Below are 14,585 nucleotides of genomic sequence, written 5' to 3'. Positions count from 1 at the left end.
TAGCCCCGGGCCATTAGCCTCTTGCCCAGACCAATAAAAATCAACCACCAAGCAAGGGGGAAGCATGCGAAGGCTCATCAAGGGCGCACTCGCTGTCGCAATCGCACTGGGCACTTTGGAAGCCCACGCACAAACCGCCGACCTGATCCTGTACAACGCCAAGGTCTTCACCGCCGAACCCGGGCAGCCGCTGCAACAGGCGCTGGCCATCGCCGGCGAAAAGGTGCTGAAGGTCGGCAGCGACCAGGAAGTGCGCGCCCTCGCCGACGCCCACAGCCGCCAGGTGGACCTGGGCGGCAAGCTGCTGATGCCCGGCTTCATCGACAGCCACTCGCACGCCATCTTCGGCGGCCTGGAGCTGATCGCCGCGAGCATGGAGGACGAGCAGGTCGGCCTCGACGAGCTGGCGCGACGCCTGCGCGAGGCCCGCGACAACGGCAAGGCCCGGGTCGGCGACATCCTGGTGCTGAACGGCATGCACTCCAGCTACTGGTCCCAGGCCGAGGGGCTGGCGAAGATTTTCAATGCCGGCGAATGGGCCCAGGTGCCCATCGTGCTCATCGGCAGCGACCACCACACCGCCTGGGCCAACGCCGCCATGCTGCGCCGCGCCAGGCTGGACGCGGCGCTGGTGCGCTCGCTGCCGGCCACCGAGCAGCAGAACATCGGCCACGCCCAGGACTTCACCCCCAGCGGCTTCGTCGTCGACTCCGGCTTCGACCGCATCGCCGCGGCCATGCCCGCCGCCGACCAGCAGACCCTCGACCGCGCCGGCCTGGCCGCCGTGCAGTACAACAACAGCCTGGGCATCACCGCCTGGATGGACCCGGCGGCCAACGGCAGCCCGGGCCAGGCGCTGTTCGACATCAAGCCCACGGAACGCACCGTCGGCGTGCTGCCGGTGTACCGCGACCTGGCGCAACAGGGCCAACTCAGCGCCCACGTCGCCGCGCTGCTGGTGGTCAACCCGAAGAGCCGCCCGGCGGACCTGGCGGTGATCGACAAGGTGCGCCGGCAGTTCCAGGGCATCCCCAACCTCAGCCTGCCGGGCATCAAGGTGTTCGCCGACGGCGTGCTGGAATATCCGGCGCAGTCCGCCGCGCTGCTGGAGAACTACAGCAACCTGCACAAGCCCGGCGAGCTGCTGCTCGATCCGCGGCACTTCGGCGAGCTGGTCAGCGCCGCCGACGCCCGCGGCTGGCTGGTGCACATCCACGCCATCGGCGACCGCGCGGTGCGCGAGTCGCTCAACGGCATCGCCCAGGCGCGCAAGGACCGGCAAAGCGGCGTCGCCCACTCCATCACCCACCTGCAACTGGTCAACCCGGCGGACTTCCCGCGCTTCAAGCAACTGGGCGTGATCGCCTCGATGCAGCTGGACTGGGCCACCGCCGAGGACTACACCCTCGACCTGGTCAAGCCCTACATCGCCGACGACGCCTTCCGCTACATGTACCCGGCCAAGTCGCTGCTGGACGCCGGCGCCACCATCGCCGGGGCCAGCGACTGGCCGGTGTCCACCCCCGACCCGCTGAAGGCCATGTACCAGGCGGTGACGCGCCAGGGCCCGAAGGGCGTGCTCAACCCGGAGCAGCGCATCGACCGCCAGGCCATGTTCTACGCGTACACCGCCAATGCCGCGAAGGCCATCGGCCTGGGCGAGAAGATCGGCAGCCTGGCCCCCGGCAAGCAGGCCGACCTGGTGGTGCTCGACCGCGACCTGTTCAGCGTCCCCGACGCCGAACTGGGCGAGGCCAAGGTGCTGCACACCCTGTTCGGCGGCCGCGAGGTCTACCGCGCCGACGGCCAGGAAGCGCTCTAACGCCGTTCGCTCCAATGCCGGGCTGAAGCCCGGCCCTTCCCGCCGCCCCTTCCCCTTCGCTTCCCGGCTCGCCGGCGGGAGGGGGCTGCGCGGGCTTTTTTCCTGCCCACACAAGCACAGCCCACACAAGCACAACAAAGGGTAAGTCCATGAAGTACAAAACACTCGTCCTAGGCGCAGCGCTCGCCTGCGCGCCTTTCGCCAGCAGCCATGCGCTGGAGCTGACCGAGGACCTCTCGGTCCAGCTGGAGGCCACCCTGGCCAGCGACTACCGCACCCGCGGCATCTCGCAGACGCAGAACGACCCGGCCATCCAGGCCGCCGCCACCCTGCAGCACAGCAGCGGCCTGTACCTGGGCGTGTGGAGCTCCAACGTCGACTTCGGCTACGGCCTGAAGACGCGCCAGGAGCTGGACTACTACGCCGGCTGGTACTGGCAGGCCACCGACGCGGTGAGCCTGGACCTGGGCTACATCCAGTACCGCTACCCGAAGGAAGGCCAGTTCAACCAGAGCGAGGTCTACGCCGTCCTCAACGCCTACGGCTTCGAATTGGCCAGCTATTACTCCAAGGACATCACCACCTACGTCGGCAAGGACCAGAGCCAGCTCTACAGCTACGTTGGCTACGGCTTCGAACTGCCGGCCGGCTTCCAGGCCAAGCTGCGCTACGGCCGCAACGACGCCAAGGACCCGCTGTACCTCGCCGGCGACGGCGGCACGCGCAGCACCTACCACGAATGGGAGGCAAGGCTGGACAGGAAGTTCGCCGGCATCGACTGGTCGCTGAGCTACATCGACACCGACCTGTCGCAGAGCGAATGCTTCAACTGGCAGGGCTTCAAGGACATCTGCACGGCAACCGTGGTGGCGCGGGCGACGAAGCGGTTCTGAGGTCGCGGCGGGTCGCGCCCCGGTGGCACGAGCGGTCCCCATTCGCGAGTCGTCGTAGGATGGCGTTGAGCGAAGCGATACCCATCACCCCCAACTGCATGGGTTTCGCAAGTTCAACCCATCCTACGAAAAGCACCTCGGCGTAGCCGGCAAGACAATTGCTCCTACAATGTGTGGGGCGCATAACGCCGACGGCGGATAACCGCGAACGGTTATGCGCCCTACGGTGCCCCGTTCCATTCCCCTGCGCGCGCCGAGCTGCTCTTCGTAGGACTCTGTCCGCGATAGCCGGACATCCCGGCGCGATTCGCGGATGAGATCCGCTCCGCCCTGACTCAAACGAAAAGGCCGCACATCCTCGGATGCACGGCCTTTTTTGCTTCCCCCCGGGCTCTCACCGGGCCGAGGCGGCCTCGCGCCGGCCTGGGCTGCGCAGCGCCGGCGTCTCGCTCAGCGGCATGCTCTCGGGCCGGTAGCCCAGGCGCAGGCCGCCCCAGTGGCGGCCGTTGACGAAGATCGGCACCGACAGGTCGTGCATCTGCTCGCCGGTGTCACGGCAGTAGGTCTGCAACAGCAGCGCCTGCTGGTGGCTGCCGCAGCGGATCCCGGTACGGTCGTCGAACAGGCGCTTGCTGCGGCTCTTCAGGCGGTCCACCTTGGGGTCGCCGGTCGGTGCCTGGGCGAAGGCGCGGTTGTGCGTCGGCACGTAGCCCTCGGCGGTGCAGGCGATGGCGAACACCAGGCCCTCGTGGCGCTGCAGCAGGTCTTCCTGGATCTTCGGCAGCACCTCGTCGGTGTAGCGGTCGAAGCGCGTGCTGTATTTCTGCGGCTCGGTGCCCGGGATCGGCTGGTAGTGGCGGTCGAACAGGTCCTCGGCGGAAATCCGCCCGTCCTCCAGGTCGGCGGCGAAGCGCGCGCCTATGCTCGATGCGCCTTCGCGGGCCAGGTCGTAGACGCGCTGGTGATAGTCGTCCAGGCCCACCTCGGCCAGGCGCTCGCTGATGGCCTCGGCCTGGGCCTCCAGGTGCACAGCGGCGTCGGCCAGGCGGTGGGTCTGCTCGTCGCTGACGCGGATGTCGGCGCGCATGCGCTCCACCGCGGCGAACAGGTTGTCCAGTTGGTGGCGGTTGATCTCCGCGCCTTCGGCGATCTCGGTGATCTGCCGCTCGACGCCGGCGGCCAGCCCGGCGATGCCTTCCAGCTGCCCGCCGGTGCGCTCCACCTGGGCCACGCCTTCGTCGAGGTCGGCGGCCAACTGGAGAATCTGCTCGGCGACCTGGGCGGTGCGCTGCTGGATGTCCTCGACCATCTGCCCCACCTCCTCGGTGGCCTCGGCGGTACGCGCGGCCAGCCCGCGCACCTCGTCGGCGACCACCGCGAAACCGCGGCCGTGCTCGCCGGCGCGGGCCGCCTCGATGGCGGCGTTGAGCGCCAGCAGGTTGGTCTGGCTGGCGATCGACTGGATCACCTGGGTGACGCGCTGGATGTCCTCGCTGCGCTGGCTCAGCGCCTCGATCAGCGCGCGGCTTTCGCCGGCGCGACCACTGAGCTGGTGCATGCGGGCAATGGCCTGCTGCAGCTCGCTGCGCCCGACATCGCTGCCGGCGCGGGCCTGGGTGGCGGCGTCCATGGCCTGGCGCGCCAGGGAAGAAGTGGCGCGCTCGGTGTGGATCATCACCTCGGCGCTGCCGACGATCTGCTCGGCCGCCGCCAGTTGCGACTCCAGGCGCTCCACCAGGCGCTGCACCGAGTAGGACACGCCGGCGGCGGACAGCGCATTGTGGCTGGTGCTGCGGGACAGGTCGCGGGTCAGCGCGGCCAGCTCCGGCGCGGCGGCGGATACGCCGGGCAGGCTGCGCCGCTGGCCGACGAACCAGGGCAGCCAGAGCAGCGCGAAACCGAGCAGCAGGCACAGCGACAGCGGCCAGCCGCCCAGCGACTGGGCGATGAACAGCGCGAGAAGGCCGGTGGTCTGCAGGGAAAGAACGAGGAAGATACGCGAACGCGTCGGGTCCATGAGGGCACCTCTCCAGCCATCGCCCGCCCCGTGGAACACCCGGGTTGGCGCAGGCCCTGAATTATTGTTGTCAGGGCCATTAGGCGACCATTTGCCGGCCGCGGCTATCGTCCCTTAGTCGGTAGTGTGGCCGTCATTGCGGGGCGGTGCACTGTTGCGCTTCGATCCACAGCCTTACCGAGCCCCTGAGCACAGGACACTGCCGACCAAGGGAGTGGAGAGCCGGCGGAGGAATTAGCGTTCCCGACAGCAATTCCTACAGCGCCTAGTCCCCGGCCATCCGAGATAAAAAGCGAATAATCGGATGCAATGCTGCAAGACATGACAAAAGCAAACGACATGTCATTTTCGGCTCCTTGGCTTCAGAACAGCAAAAGGAGACGTCCATGAACCAATTGGAAGGCTGGGCTCCGCCGGCGCGGGCCTGGGGACCCTGGATAGTCATCGGCGAACAGATGGGGGGCCCACTCTCTTACAAAGTCGAATTCGAAACTATTTCAGGCAGCTCGACCTTCGACGCCGAGATTCGTTATTTCCAGGGAGGCACTGAAATGAGCGATATCGTCGTTGGCCCGGGAACACACAATTTCACCAGCGGCATCTGCGTCTGTGTATCTCGGATCAGGTTCAGAAGCCACAGCGTCGGGCAAGTGATTGCCATTACTGTTCGTTAGGGAATACCGAGATGAAAAAGACCATCCTGCTTCCCGCAATGCTTCTGGTTGCGGCCTGCGCCAGCACCGCTGAGGAAGGGGTCCTGTTCAGTGTCGAGAATCGCAGCTATCTGCTGACACGAGAATGCGTCAAACGCTCCGAGGTATCACACGACCTTGAGCGGCATGCCTATGTACAGGTCGAACTGACCGATCCCTGTGCAACTTCACTGGCCGGTTTCCTGAATGCAGAGCGAGGTGCCCTGCTTTCCGTTTCGGTCAAAGGACAATATCTGTCGAGATCATTGCCGATCCTTGGCGAGTTTCAGGCCAGAAGCCTGAAAATCTCCAGTCCGGATACAAAGCTGGCAATCGAGGTCGAGCGCTTGCTGTCTCCACCTCGATAAACCCAACTTATTGAGATGAACCGGACTGGTAGCTGTTCACCACGCAGCCATTGGCGTCGTAGTTGATGCTGAAGAAGTTCAGGTACTTGTCGTTCCAGTAGGTGCTGCTGCCGGCGCCGTGGGCGCTGGCCTGCTTGCTCGGGGTGCCGAACATGCTCTCGATCTCCTTGCGGCTCATGCCCGGGACGATTTCCTTGCGCACCATGGCGGTCCGCAGGTCGCGCTCGGAAAGCCCGGTGGAGCAGCCCGGCCGCTCCTCCGAGCCGCCCACCACGGTCACCCGCGTACCACCGGCCGGCGCCGGGGCCGCCGGCTGCTGCGCCGGATAGGCCCCCGCCGGAGCGTAATCCGCAGCCGGCGCCTGAAGCGCCGGCTGCGCCATCACCGCCCCCTCGCCGCCGCCACTGGGCCGGCGGTTCTCCACGTTCAGCTCGACGCCGGCGTTGCCGCCGTTGGGGCAGGCCTGCTTGGTGAAAGTCACCTTGCCCTGCGCATCGACGCATTTGTAGATCGTATCCGCCTGCGCCCAGGCGGCGCAGAACAGCAGCGGAACAGCAACGAGAACACCCTTCATACAGCCTCCCTGGCTGATCAATGGCAGATTGACACCTCAGACCGCCGCGCCGGCGAAAGTTCCAAGGCCGATACACGAAATCCTAACCGCATCGCCAGGAATAACCCACACCCGGGGTCTTCGTGCTTTCTGCCAGCGTCCCTTCACCGATCCTGAGCCTGCCCCGCCGCCACGGCCTGCCCTGGCCGGCACGAATACTGGAGAGCCCCAGCAGCTACCAGGGAAGTAGCGGCCAGCCCTGCATCATCCATGCCTCCCTCGTCCGCGCGGAGCAGAGCCCGGTGCAGGCTTGCCAGCAGAAGGATTGCGCCACGAGTCAACCTTCACCCCGTAGTGTTCCGAAATGCGTGCTCTTCATTGGTTTATCGCTCTTTTACTTCTTGTGCTGATCGTTCCCCTCGCCCACGCCGATGACTTCGATGCCCGGCAGTGGCGCCGCTACTCGCCCGCATCGGCCCAACCAGTACCAGCGGACTGGTCTAGCGCCGTCAATCCGGACACGCGCCAGCTCATCGTCGCCCGCGCGCACCAGCTCGTCGGCCAGCGCTACCGCCGGGGCGGCGAATCGGAGGAAACCGGGTTCGATTGCAGCGGCCTGCTGGTCTACCTGTATCGCAGCGTCGCCGACCAGCGCCTGCCACGCACCACCCGGTCGATGATTGCACGGCGCGACGCGACTATCGCCCGCCACGAACTGCAACCCGGCGACGCCGTGTTCTTCAGCCACAACGGCAGCGATAGAGTCAGCCACGTCGGCCTCTACATCGGCGACAACCGCTTCATTCACGCCCCCAGCACGGGCAAGAAGATCCGCATCGACTCCCTCGCCTCCCCCTACTGGAAGCGTGCCTACGTCACCGCGCGCAATTTCAGCGGCTGATGGAATCGGCGCCATCGGGAATATCACCACCCAGGTGCGGGCGTAGACGCAGTGAAACCAACGAAATAGCGCCGGAAGCGCCTGCGGAGCCGAGGGCGCAGGCCTGGGTTGCCGACCTTCTGCGGAGGCCCAACCGAGCCCCTGCCGGCGTAGCGGGATGCGTTTGACCGATGGAAAGGCGTTTGCCTGCGTTGAGGGGGTTTGCTGCTGGATCACCGCCCAGGGCCATCGAGGCCCTGGGCGGTGAAGGTCCCGATCCAGTGGATGGAAAGGCTGCTCCGCTTGAGTGAACGGCATTGCAGCCTAGATCGGGCTGACTCGTCAGCTCCGGCCGATCACTGCTTGGCCTGGGCTTCCACTTCGGCTTCCACGCGACGGTTGACGGCGCGGCCTTCGGCGGTGCCGTTGTCAGCGACCGGGCGGCTCTCACCATAACCCACGGCGCTCACGCGGCCGCCTTCCACGCCGTACTCGTTGACCAGCACGTCACGAACGGCGTTGGCGCGACGCTCGGACAGCCTCTGGTTGTAGGCGTCGGTGCCGACGGAGTCGGTGTGGCCTTCAACGGTGGTGGAGGTGGACGGGTACTGCTTCATGAAGTCGGCCAGGTTCTTGATGTCCGCGTAGCTGTTCTGCTTGACCCTGGACTTGTCGAAGTCGAACTTGACGTCCAGCTGGACGCGCACGGCCTCGGCGACGATCGGGCAGCCGCTGGCGTCGACGGTGACGTTGGCCGGGGTGTTCGGGCACTTGTCGACGTTGTCGCAGACGCCGTCGTGGTCTTCGTCGGAGCAGACGTCGGCGACCGGCTCGGTCGCCGGGGCCGGCTTGGAACCGCCGCCGAAGTTCAGGCCGACGCCGACGCCGGCCATCCACTCGCCCTGGTGGCCGTTGTCGCGCTTCTCCAGGCCGTACTGGCCGTCGAGGCCGGCCCTGGCATAGAAGTTCTCGGTGAAGTAGTACTTCAGGCCGGCGCCGATGTTGGCCATGGTCAGGTTCTGACGGCCGCCGTTCTCGCTGTTGACGTTGGTCAGGCTCTGGTGGCCGATGCCGGCGGACAGGTACGGGCGCAGGCCCGCGCCGGGAGCGCCGAAGTGGTAGATGGCGTCCAGCGAGGCCAGGCTGCCATGCACCTTGGCATTGCCGCTCGCGGAGGTGCCGCGCAGGTCGTGGTATTCACCGTAGGACAGCGCCAGCTCGACGTCGTCGGTCAGGAAGTAGCCGAGGGAGCCGCCGTACAGGTCGCCGTTCTGCATGTTGCGATTGCTGTCAGTGAAGTAGCGCTTGCCGAAAGCCTCGACCTCGACCGAATTCCGGCCTTGGGCAAAGCCATCCATGGCAGACAAGGCGACCACGGCACCCACAACGACGCCTAAGGTGTTTCTCGATTTCATTCACGCGATCCTTTCAATAAATACAGGGCACAGGTTCAAGCAACAGCCGAAGACCCACACCCGATGAACGAGTGTGAATCTTTCATCCACGACAGGGGCGAAGTTCCATTTCCTGGAGTCTTTTTCTCGAAATATCCACGAGGCAAGACCGGCGCTATTCAACTCGTTTCAAGCCAAGCAAATGCTATCGGCAGGTCCCGAACCGGTTCCGGGCAGCCAGGATGGTATCCAGGTGAACTCCGGCAACACCATGCGACGCCGTCTGAATTCTTCGCTCCACGATTCCGCCAAGTACGGCCACCCCAGCGGCCAATCCTCCTTGCCACTACACATCGCGATCATCTTGAACCCGGTCCCCCAACAGCCCTGACTGGAAGAACACGGATTATCTTCCAGGCCTATCAGCGGACATTGACTTCAGAAAGCGCGCAGGAAGTGCATCGACCCAGTAGCGGCGGCCATCAAGCCGATCCCGATATCATCGCCAGCGGAGGCGCATGGAACGGCCTTTCCGAGGCGGCCATCCCGCAGGCTGCGCGATCCCGGCATATCGAATTGACGAAAAGTAAGGCGCCGATCCAGTCCATTTTAGAACTCGTCAGATACCTGCCCCGAAGGCCGCGCCCTACTCTTCTCAGCGCAAGACGACGCAACTTCTTCTAAACAGATCAGCGCTGAATTTCTCCTTCGGAAATCCACCGGAGAACTGTTTCTCAAGCGCCGAAAGCGACCCCGAAGACTCATGTCGCCCGCCCCGCGGGTATCGGCACTTTTCGAGACGCTTGTGGGTTCGCGCCTGCTGCAGGATGCGGGAAGAGGGTTGGCCCTGTAACTATCTGACTATCCGTACCTAAATGAAAAATCTGATCGATAGCAAAATAAATTTCTCGGTCGTGACCGAAGACTCCCTCATACAGGCATATACCCTGGATGCAAGCCAGGCCGCGCCTGAACAAGTCCTGATGAGCAAGCCTGGCAACCTGTACCTATTGCAGGAGCCCCAGCATGCTTCCCTGAGCGATGCGCTGGTTGCCGAATGCTCCGGAGAAGACCTGCTGTTGGCTTTCCGATCCCAGGAGCAGGCCCGCCCGGCGCTGAAGTTCGAGCAGTTCTTCAGCCACGACGCCCGCCTGCACGTCCTCAAGCACGACGGCGAACTCCTGCGCGCCGTGATGGGCCAGGACGACCCGCAGCAAGGCCCGGTCGCCTTCGACCTGCAAGCAGCGAGCGCCACTGAACAGCAGGTGGTCAGCCCGGTTCTGGGCCTGCTGCTGCCTTCCGCCGAAATCGCCCCCGCCGCGGAACTGGAGCCCCAAACCGGCGGCGCTGCGGCCCCTGTACAACTTGCGGCACTGAACGTCGCTCCGCTGTCCGCCGAGCCGCCGCAGATCACCCATGCCATCGACCAGATCGGCGCCCGCCAGGGCTCGCTCGCCTCCGGCATCCTCCGTGCCGTCGCGGGCCACGTCGAGGGCTAGCGGCTCGCCGTCGCGCCCGGGCAGCGGGTGGTCAGGGGGGAGGCGGCCGGCCGCCGCGGCTCATGCCATGGCGGGCAGGTCCGTGGCGGCGCTGCCGTGCAGCACCTGGCGGGTGCGCTCGGGGGCGATCAGGCGCAGGCCGAGCAGCGCGCAGACCACCAGCAGGCGCACCTGCGCTGTCTGCACCGGCACGCCGCGCTTGAGCAGGCGCCGCGACCAGGCCGAAACGCCGAGGTTGAACACGATCACGCCGAGGGTCGCCGCCATCGCCGTGCAGCCCGATTGCAGCGGCGTCATGCCCAGGCCCTTCTGCAGGTACACCGACACCCATCTGTAGACCAGCGCGTTGGGCAGGTACGCCAGGGCGCATCTACACCTTCTTCACCAAGACCGGAACCCCGGTCATCGAGGTGGAGGTGTTCGACGACTACGACAGCCGACGCTGCAGCGTCCGACATTACGTCGGCCCCGGCTTCGGCGAATGGCAATGCCTATAGGGCTCAACCAACCGAGGTATACTAGGCGACATCTGGTAACACCGGTTGCCCGCGACGTCCCCAAACGCCCTTCCCCGGGCGTTTTTTCATGCCGAATACTGATTTTAAATGAATTTTTCCCATAGATTTTCCGTGGCACCGATGATGGACTGGACCGACCGCCACTGCCGGTTCTTCCTGCGCCAGCTGTCGAGCCATGCCCTGCTCTACACCGAGATGGTCACCACCGGGGCCTTGCTGCATGGCGATGCCGCGCGTTTCCTGCGCCATGACGAGTGCGAGCACCCGCTGGCGCTGCAGCTGGGCGGCAGCGTGCCGGCCGAGCTGGCGGCGGCGGCGAAGCTGGCGGAGGCTGCGGGTTACGATGAGGTGAACCTGAACGTCGGCTGCCCCAGCGACCGGGTGCAGCACAACATGATCGGCGCCTGTCTGATGGCCCATCCGGCGCTGGTGGCCGAGTGCGTCCTGGCCATGCGCGAGGCGGTTTCCATTCCGGTCACGGTCAAGCACCGCATCGGCATCAACGGGCGCGACAGCTATGCCGAGCTGTGCGACTTCGTCGGCCAGGTGCGCGAGGCCGGCTGCCGCAGTTTCACCGTGCATGCGCGCATCGCCATCCTCGAAGGGCTTTCGCCCAAGGAGAACCGCGAGGTTCCGCCGCTGCGCTACGAGGTGGCGGCGCAGCTCAAGCGCGATTTCCCGGACCTGGAGATCGTCCTCAACGGCGGCATCAAGACCCTGGCCGAATGCCAGGAGCACCTGCGCACCTTCGACGGCGTGATGCTCGGCCGCGAGGCGTACCACAACCCCTACCTGCTGGCCCAGGTGGACGCCGCGCTGTACGGCGCCACGGTCCCGGCGCTCAGCCGCGCCGAAGCCCTGGCGCGGATGCGCCCGTACATCCAGCGGCACATCGCCGAAGGCGGCGCCATGCACCATGTGACACGCCACGTGCTCGGCCTTGGCCAGGGTTTCCCCGGCGCGCGGCGCTTCCGCCAGCTGCTTTCGGTGGACGTGCACAAGGCCGCCGATCCGCTGCGGGTGCTCGACCAGGCCATCGAACTTCTCGCAGGCCGCTAGGTCCCGTTGAGCGCGGGGTTGCGCTCGGGTAAGGTCATGGGGATCGCACTCGGAAGACCTGCCATGACCTCCAAGCTGGAACAACTGAAGCAGTACACCACCGTCGTCGCCGATACCGGCGATTTCGACGCCATTGCCCGCCTGAAGCCGGTGGATGCCACCACCAACCCCTCGCTGCTGCTCAAGGCCGCCGCCCTGCCCCGCTACGCCGAGCACCTGGCCCGCGCCACTGCGGCCAGCGGCGGTGACGCGGGCCTGGCCTGCGACCGCTTCGCCGTGGCGGTGGGCAAGGACATCCTCGGGGTCATTCCCGGGCGCGTCTCCACCGAAGTGGACGCGCGCCTGTCCTTCGACACCGAGGACACCCTGGCCCGCGCCCGCCGGCTGGTCGAGCTGTACGACGAACAAGGCGTCGGCAGGGACCGCGTGCTGATCAAGATCGCCTCCACCTGGGAAGGCATCCGCGCTGCCGAACAACTGGAGCGCGACGGCATCCAGACCAACCTCACCCTGCTGTTCTCCTTCGCCCAGGCCGCGGCCTGCGCCGACGCCGGGGTGTTCCTCATCTCGCCCTTCGTCGGCCGCATCTACGACTGGTACAAGAAGGCCAACGCCCGCGATTACGTCGGCGCCGAGGACCCGGGCGTGCAGTCGGTGTCGCGCATCTACCGCTACTACAAGGCCAACGGCTACCGCACCGTGGTGATGGGCGCGAGCTTCCGCAACCTCGGGCAGATCGAGCAACTGGCCGGCTGCGACCGCCTGACCATCAGCCCGGACCTGCTGCAGCAGTTGGCCGACGCCCAGGGCGAGCTGCCGCGCACCCTGCAGCCCGGCGGCGGCGAGGCGCGCCAGGTGCTGGACGAGAGCGCCTTCCGCTGGCAGATGAACGAGGACGCCATGGCCACCGAGAAGCTGGCCGAGGGCATCCGCCTGTTCGCCCGCGACCAGGAGAAGCTGGAAGCCCTGCTCGGCGGCCGCTGAAACCCACGCGCAGCAAAACGAACCGGCGCCCCAGGGCGCCGGTTTGCGTTCTATCTATCGACGGGCTTCGCGCGGATCAGTGGTGCTCGAGAGCACTCACCAGGTCGTGGAAGGCTTCACGGTTGGACTCGTTCAGGCCCATGAGGATGCGGTGGGCCTCCAGCACCTTGCTGCGCACCACTTCCTCGGACTGGTCCTGGGGCGGCAGGTCGGTGAGGCAGTCCGTGCAGGGGATGGGCCGGTCGACGATGTTGAACACCTGGTCGAAGCCCATGGACTGCAGCAACCGGGTGATGTCCGGATTGGTGGTCACCAGGGTCGGCAACAACCCCACCTTCTGCCGCGAGAGGATCGACAGCTTGGCCAGCAGGCCCAGGGTGGTGCTGTCGATGCTCTGGGTTTCCGTGAGATCGATGATGATCGCCGTGAAATTCAACGCGGCGAAGATTTTTTCAATGGTGGCATCCAGCGCCGAACACAGGGTCAGTCGGACTTCGCCCACGAACTTCAGGACGAATGAGCCATCCTGCTCGGCGAACTGGATTTTACCGGTACTCATGCAAGGTTCCTGCTCAACACCAGCAAGGCGATATCATCCGGCATCTCGGACAACTTGGCCAGTCCGAAGACCTGGCGCAGGCCGTCCAGCGTCCCGCCGGCGGCGACGACCTGCTCGGGCAGGGCCGTCTCCTTTTCTTTCAATGTAGCCCCGGGCAGCACATCCAGTATGCCGTCGGAGAACAACGACAGGCTGAAGGACCTGGGCAGGTCCATGGTCCGGTCGTCGTAGGTGGCATCCTCGAACAGGCCCACGGGCAGGCCGCGGCCTTCGAGGTAGCGTGCTTCGCCGTCGACGTAGAGTACCGGCAGCGGCAGGTGGCCACCAATGCTGTAGGTCAGGCGATCGGTTTCCAGGTCGATCACCCCGCCGAGCATGGTCACGTGCTTGCCCAGCTTGGTGTTGATCAACCCGCGGTTGATGTGCCCGAGCACCTCGGAGGGCTTGAACTCGGGCAGCGTGCCCGCGCGCCGCGACTCGTACAGCAGGCGGGTGGTCATGAACTTCAGCAGCACGGTCACGAACGCCGAGGAGGCGCCATGGCCGGAGACGTCGGCCAGGTAGAAGCCGATGCGCCGCTCGTCGACGCGGAAGTAGTCGACGAAGTCGCCGGACAGGTACAGCGACGGGATGATCTGGTGGGCGAACTTCAGCCCCTCGGCTTCCCAGGGCGTCACCGGCAGCATGTTCATCTGCACCTGGCGCCCGGCGTTCTGGTCTTCCTGCAGCAGGTTCAGGCTGGCCTGCAGCTCGCGGTTGGCGGCTTCCAGCTTCTCGCGGTAGCGGCGGTTCTCCGAACGCAGGTAGGCGCGGTCCAGGGCGCGGCGCACCGAGTGCTCCAGCACGGCCAGGTCTTCCAGGGGCTTGATCAGGTAGTCCGCGGCGCCCAGGCGCAGGGCCTCGACCACGTCGCTCATCACCCCGGCCCCGGAAAGCACGATGACCGGCGTTTCCACCGCCATCTCGCTGACCCGGCGGATCAGCTCCAGGCCGTCCATCTGCGGCATGCGCAGGTCACAGATGACCAGGTCGGGCAGTTCGTGCTGGAAGACCTGCAGGCCCTGCTGGCCGTTGGTCGCCTGCAGGACTTTGAAACCACTGTCTTCCAGGTAGGCCGCGAGGCTTTCGCGAACGGCCTCGTCGTCATCGATGATCAGCAGCGTGGCACTGGGTTTGTGCATGGGTTATCCAGGCAAACGGCGCCGGAGGTGGTGGAGTGGGCGCGCATGGCAATGAAAACGGCGCGGGTCGGGTGCGACAAGGCGCAGACACTACTCCCATCCGCCCCAGGGTTCAAGACGGCGGCACGGCGCGCTTGCGGCAGCCCCGGGGCGGATGGGTGGCGGG

General features: G+C 65.9%; 14 protein-coding genes. 8 read left to right on the top strand and 6 right to left on the bottom strand.

Going from position 1 to position 14,585, the window contains the following annotated elements:
• Positions 1-64: 64 nt before the first annotated feature.
• Both IG194_RS25380 and IG194_RS25375 read left to right on the top strand, forming a co-directional pair.
• Positions 65-1,822 (top strand): amidohydrolase, encoded by a 1,758-nt coding sequence (locus tag IG194_RS25380; protein WP_058489102.1) that lies wholly within the window; start codon positions 65-67, stop codon positions 1,820-1,822.
• Between the two features lie 149 nt (positions 1,823-1,971).
• Positions 1,972-2,715, top strand: coding sequence for a TorF family putative porin (locus tag IG194_RS25375; protein ID WP_058489101.1), 744 nt, complete (start codon positions 1,972-1,974; stop codon positions 2,713-2,715).
• Between the two features lie 394 nt (positions 2,716-3,109).
• Here the strand turns inward: IG194_RS25375 and IG194_RS25370 are convergent, their stop codons facing one another.
• Positions 3,110-4,345: a methyl-accepting chemotaxis protein gene (locus IG194_RS25370; RefSeq protein WP_412536100.1), complete on the bottom strand. Its 1,236-nt coding sequence runs from the start codon at positions 4,343-4,345 to the stop codon at positions 3,110-3,112.
• Positions 4,346-5,118: 773 nt separating this feature from the next.
• On the opposite strand from IG194_RS25370, the gene IG194_RS25365 reads away from it, so the two are divergent.
• Positions 5,119-5,406, top strand: coding sequence for a colicin Z C-terminal domain-related protein (locus tag IG194_RS25365; RefSeq protein ID WP_043266896.1), 288 nt, complete (start codon positions 5,119-5,121; stop codon positions 5,404-5,406).
• Positions 5,407-5,417: 11 nt separating this feature from the next.
• Positions 5,418-5,792 carry a hypothetical protein gene (locus tag IG194_RS25360; RefSeq protein WP_141679782.1) on the top strand — a complete coding sequence of 125 codons (375 nt, stop codon included), beginning with the start codon at positions 5,418-5,420 and terminating at the stop codon, positions 5,790-5,792.
• A gap of 7 nt (positions 5,793-5,799) precedes the next feature.
• On the opposite strand, the gene IG194_RS25355 is transcribed toward IG194_RS25360, so the two are convergent.
• Positions 5,800-6,366, bottom strand: a complete 567-nt coding sequence (locus IG194_RS25355; RefSeq protein ID WP_058489099.1) for a DUF4124 domain-containing protein — start codon at positions 6,364-6,366, stop codon at positions 5,800-5,802.
• 343 nt (positions 6,367-6,709) lie between these two features.
• On the opposite strand from IG194_RS25355, the gene IG194_RS25350 reads away from it, so the two are divergent.
• The gene (locus tag IG194_RS25350) at positions 6,710-7,246 is read left to right on the top strand and encodes a C40 family peptidase (protein ID WP_009619173.1); all 537 of its coding nucleotides are present in this window, start codon (positions 6,710-6,712) and stop codon (positions 7,244-7,246) included.
• 335 nt (positions 7,247-7,581) lie between these two features.
• On the opposite strand, the gene IG194_RS25345 is transcribed toward IG194_RS25350, so the two are convergent.
• On the bottom strand, positions 7,582-8,640 hold the full coding sequence (locus IG194_RS25345) for an OmpA family protein (RefSeq protein WP_058489098.1): 1,059 nt from the start codon (positions 8,638-8,640) through the stop codon (positions 7,582-7,584).
• An 854-nt stretch (positions 8,641-9,494) separates the two neighbouring features.
• Between IG194_RS25345 and IG194_RS25340 the strand changes: the two genes are divergently transcribed.
• Positions 9,495-10,118: a hypothetical protein gene (locus IG194_RS25340; RefSeq protein WP_141679781.1), complete on the top strand. Its 624-nt coding sequence runs from the start codon at positions 9,495-9,497 to the stop codon at positions 10,116-10,118.
• A gap of 60 nt (positions 10,119-10,178) precedes the next feature.
• On the opposite strand, the gene IG194_RS25335 is transcribed toward IG194_RS25340, so the two are convergent.
• Positions 10,179-10,439 carry a hypothetical protein gene (locus IG194_RS25335; RefSeq protein WP_058489096.1) on the bottom strand — a complete coding sequence of 87 codons (261 nt, stop codon included), beginning with the start codon at positions 10,437-10,439 and terminating at the stop codon, positions 10,179-10,181.
• 284 nt (positions 10,440-10,723) lie between these two features.
• On the opposite strand from IG194_RS25335, the gene dusA reads away from it, so the two are divergent.
• Together dusA and tal are read left to right on the top strand one after the other, a co-directional pair.
• Complete coding sequence (gene dusA / locus IG194_RS25330; protein ID WP_058489095.1) at positions 10,724-11,695, top strand: tRNA dihydrouridine(20/20a) synthase DusA; 972 nt, start codon at positions 10,724-10,726, stop codon at positions 11,693-11,695.
• A 63-nt stretch (positions 11,696-11,758) separates the two neighbouring features.
• Positions 11,759-12,679 carry a transaldolase gene (tal, locus tag IG194_RS25325; protein WP_058489094.1) on the top strand — a complete coding sequence of 307 codons (921 nt, stop codon included), beginning with the start codon at positions 11,759-11,761 and terminating at the stop codon, positions 12,677-12,679.
• A 76-nt stretch (positions 12,680-12,755) separates the two neighbouring features.
• Here tal and rssC read toward each other — a convergent pair whose 3' ends face one another.
• Both rssC and rssB read right to left on the bottom strand, forming a co-directional pair.
• A complete protein-coding gene (gene rssC, locus IG194_RS25320; RefSeq protein WP_043266908.1) occupies positions 12,756-13,238 on the bottom strand; it encodes an anti-sigma factor antagonist RssC in 483 nt (160 codons plus the stop codon).
• The gene (gene rssB / locus IG194_RS25315; protein WP_009619157.1) at positions 13,235-14,419 is read right to left on the bottom strand and encodes a two-component system response regulator RssB; all 1,185 of its coding nucleotides are present in this window, start codon (positions 14,417-14,419) and stop codon (positions 13,235-13,237) included. Before rssB ends, rssC begins: the two co-directional genes overlap by 4 nt.
• Positions 14,420-14,585 lie beyond the last annotated feature (166 nt).

It is taken from the genome of Pseudomonas sp. ADPe (assembly GCF_014843515.1).
Taxonomy (GTDB): domain Bacteria; phylum Pseudomonadota; class Gammaproteobacteria; order Pseudomonadales; family Pseudomonadaceae; genus Pseudomonas; species Pseudomonas citronellolis.
This window is presented reverse-complemented; position numbering and strand designations above follow the sequence as displayed.

What these genes read in the sequence shown, in the direction of transcription:
- IG194_RS25380 (WP_058489102.1), top strand. Translation starts at nt 65, where the DNA reads ATGCGAAGGCTCATCAAGGGCGCACTCGCTGTCGCAATCGCACTGGGC.
- IG194_RS25375 (WP_058489101.1), top strand. Translation starts at nt 1,972, where the DNA reads ATGAAGTACAAAACACTCGTCCTAGGCGCAGCGCTCGCCTGCGCGCCT.
- IG194_RS25370 (WP_412536100.1), bottom strand. Translation starts at nt 4,345, where the DNA reads ATGGACGCCGCCACCCAGGCCCGCGCCGGCAGCGATGTCGGGCGCAGC.
- IG194_RS25365 (WP_043266896.1), top strand. Translation starts at nt 5,119, where the DNA reads ATGAACCAATTGGAAGGCTGGGCTCCGCCGGCGCGGGCCTGGGGACCC.
- IG194_RS25360 (WP_141679782.1), top strand. Translation starts at nt 5,418, where the DNA reads ATGAAAAAGACCATCCTGCTTCCCGCAATGCTTCTGGTTGCGGCCTGC.
- IG194_RS25355 (WP_058489099.1), bottom strand. Translation starts at nt 6,366, where the DNA reads ATGAAGGGTGTTCTCGTTGCTGTTCCGCTGCTGTTCTGCGCCGCCTGG.
- IG194_RS25350 (WP_009619173.1), top strand. Translation starts at nt 6,710, where the DNA reads ATGCGTGCTCTTCATTGGTTTATCGCTCTTTTACTTCTTGTGCTGATC.
- IG194_RS25345 (WP_058489098.1), bottom strand. Translation starts at nt 8,640, where the DNA reads ATGAAATCGAGAAACACCTTAGGCGTCGTTGTGGGTGCCGTGGTCGCC.
- IG194_RS25340 (WP_141679781.1), top strand. Translation starts at nt 9,495, where the DNA reads ATGAAAAATCTGATCGATAGCAAAATAAATTTCTCGGTCGTGACCGAA.
- dusA (WP_058489095.1), top strand. Translation starts at nt 10,724, where the DNA reads ATGAATTTTTCCCATAGATTTTCCGTGGCACCGATGATGGACTGGACC.
- tal (WP_058489094.1), top strand. Translation starts at nt 11,759, where the DNA reads ATGACCTCCAAGCTGGAACAACTGAAGCAGTACACCACCGTCGTCGCC.
- rssC (WP_043266908.1), bottom strand. Translation starts at nt 13,238, where the DNA reads ATGAGTACCGGTAAAATCCAGTTCGCCGAGCAGGATGGCTCATTCGTC.
- rssB (WP_009619157.1), bottom strand. Translation starts at nt 14,419, where the DNA reads ATGCACAAACCCAGTGCCACGCTGCTGATCATCGATGACGACGAGGCC.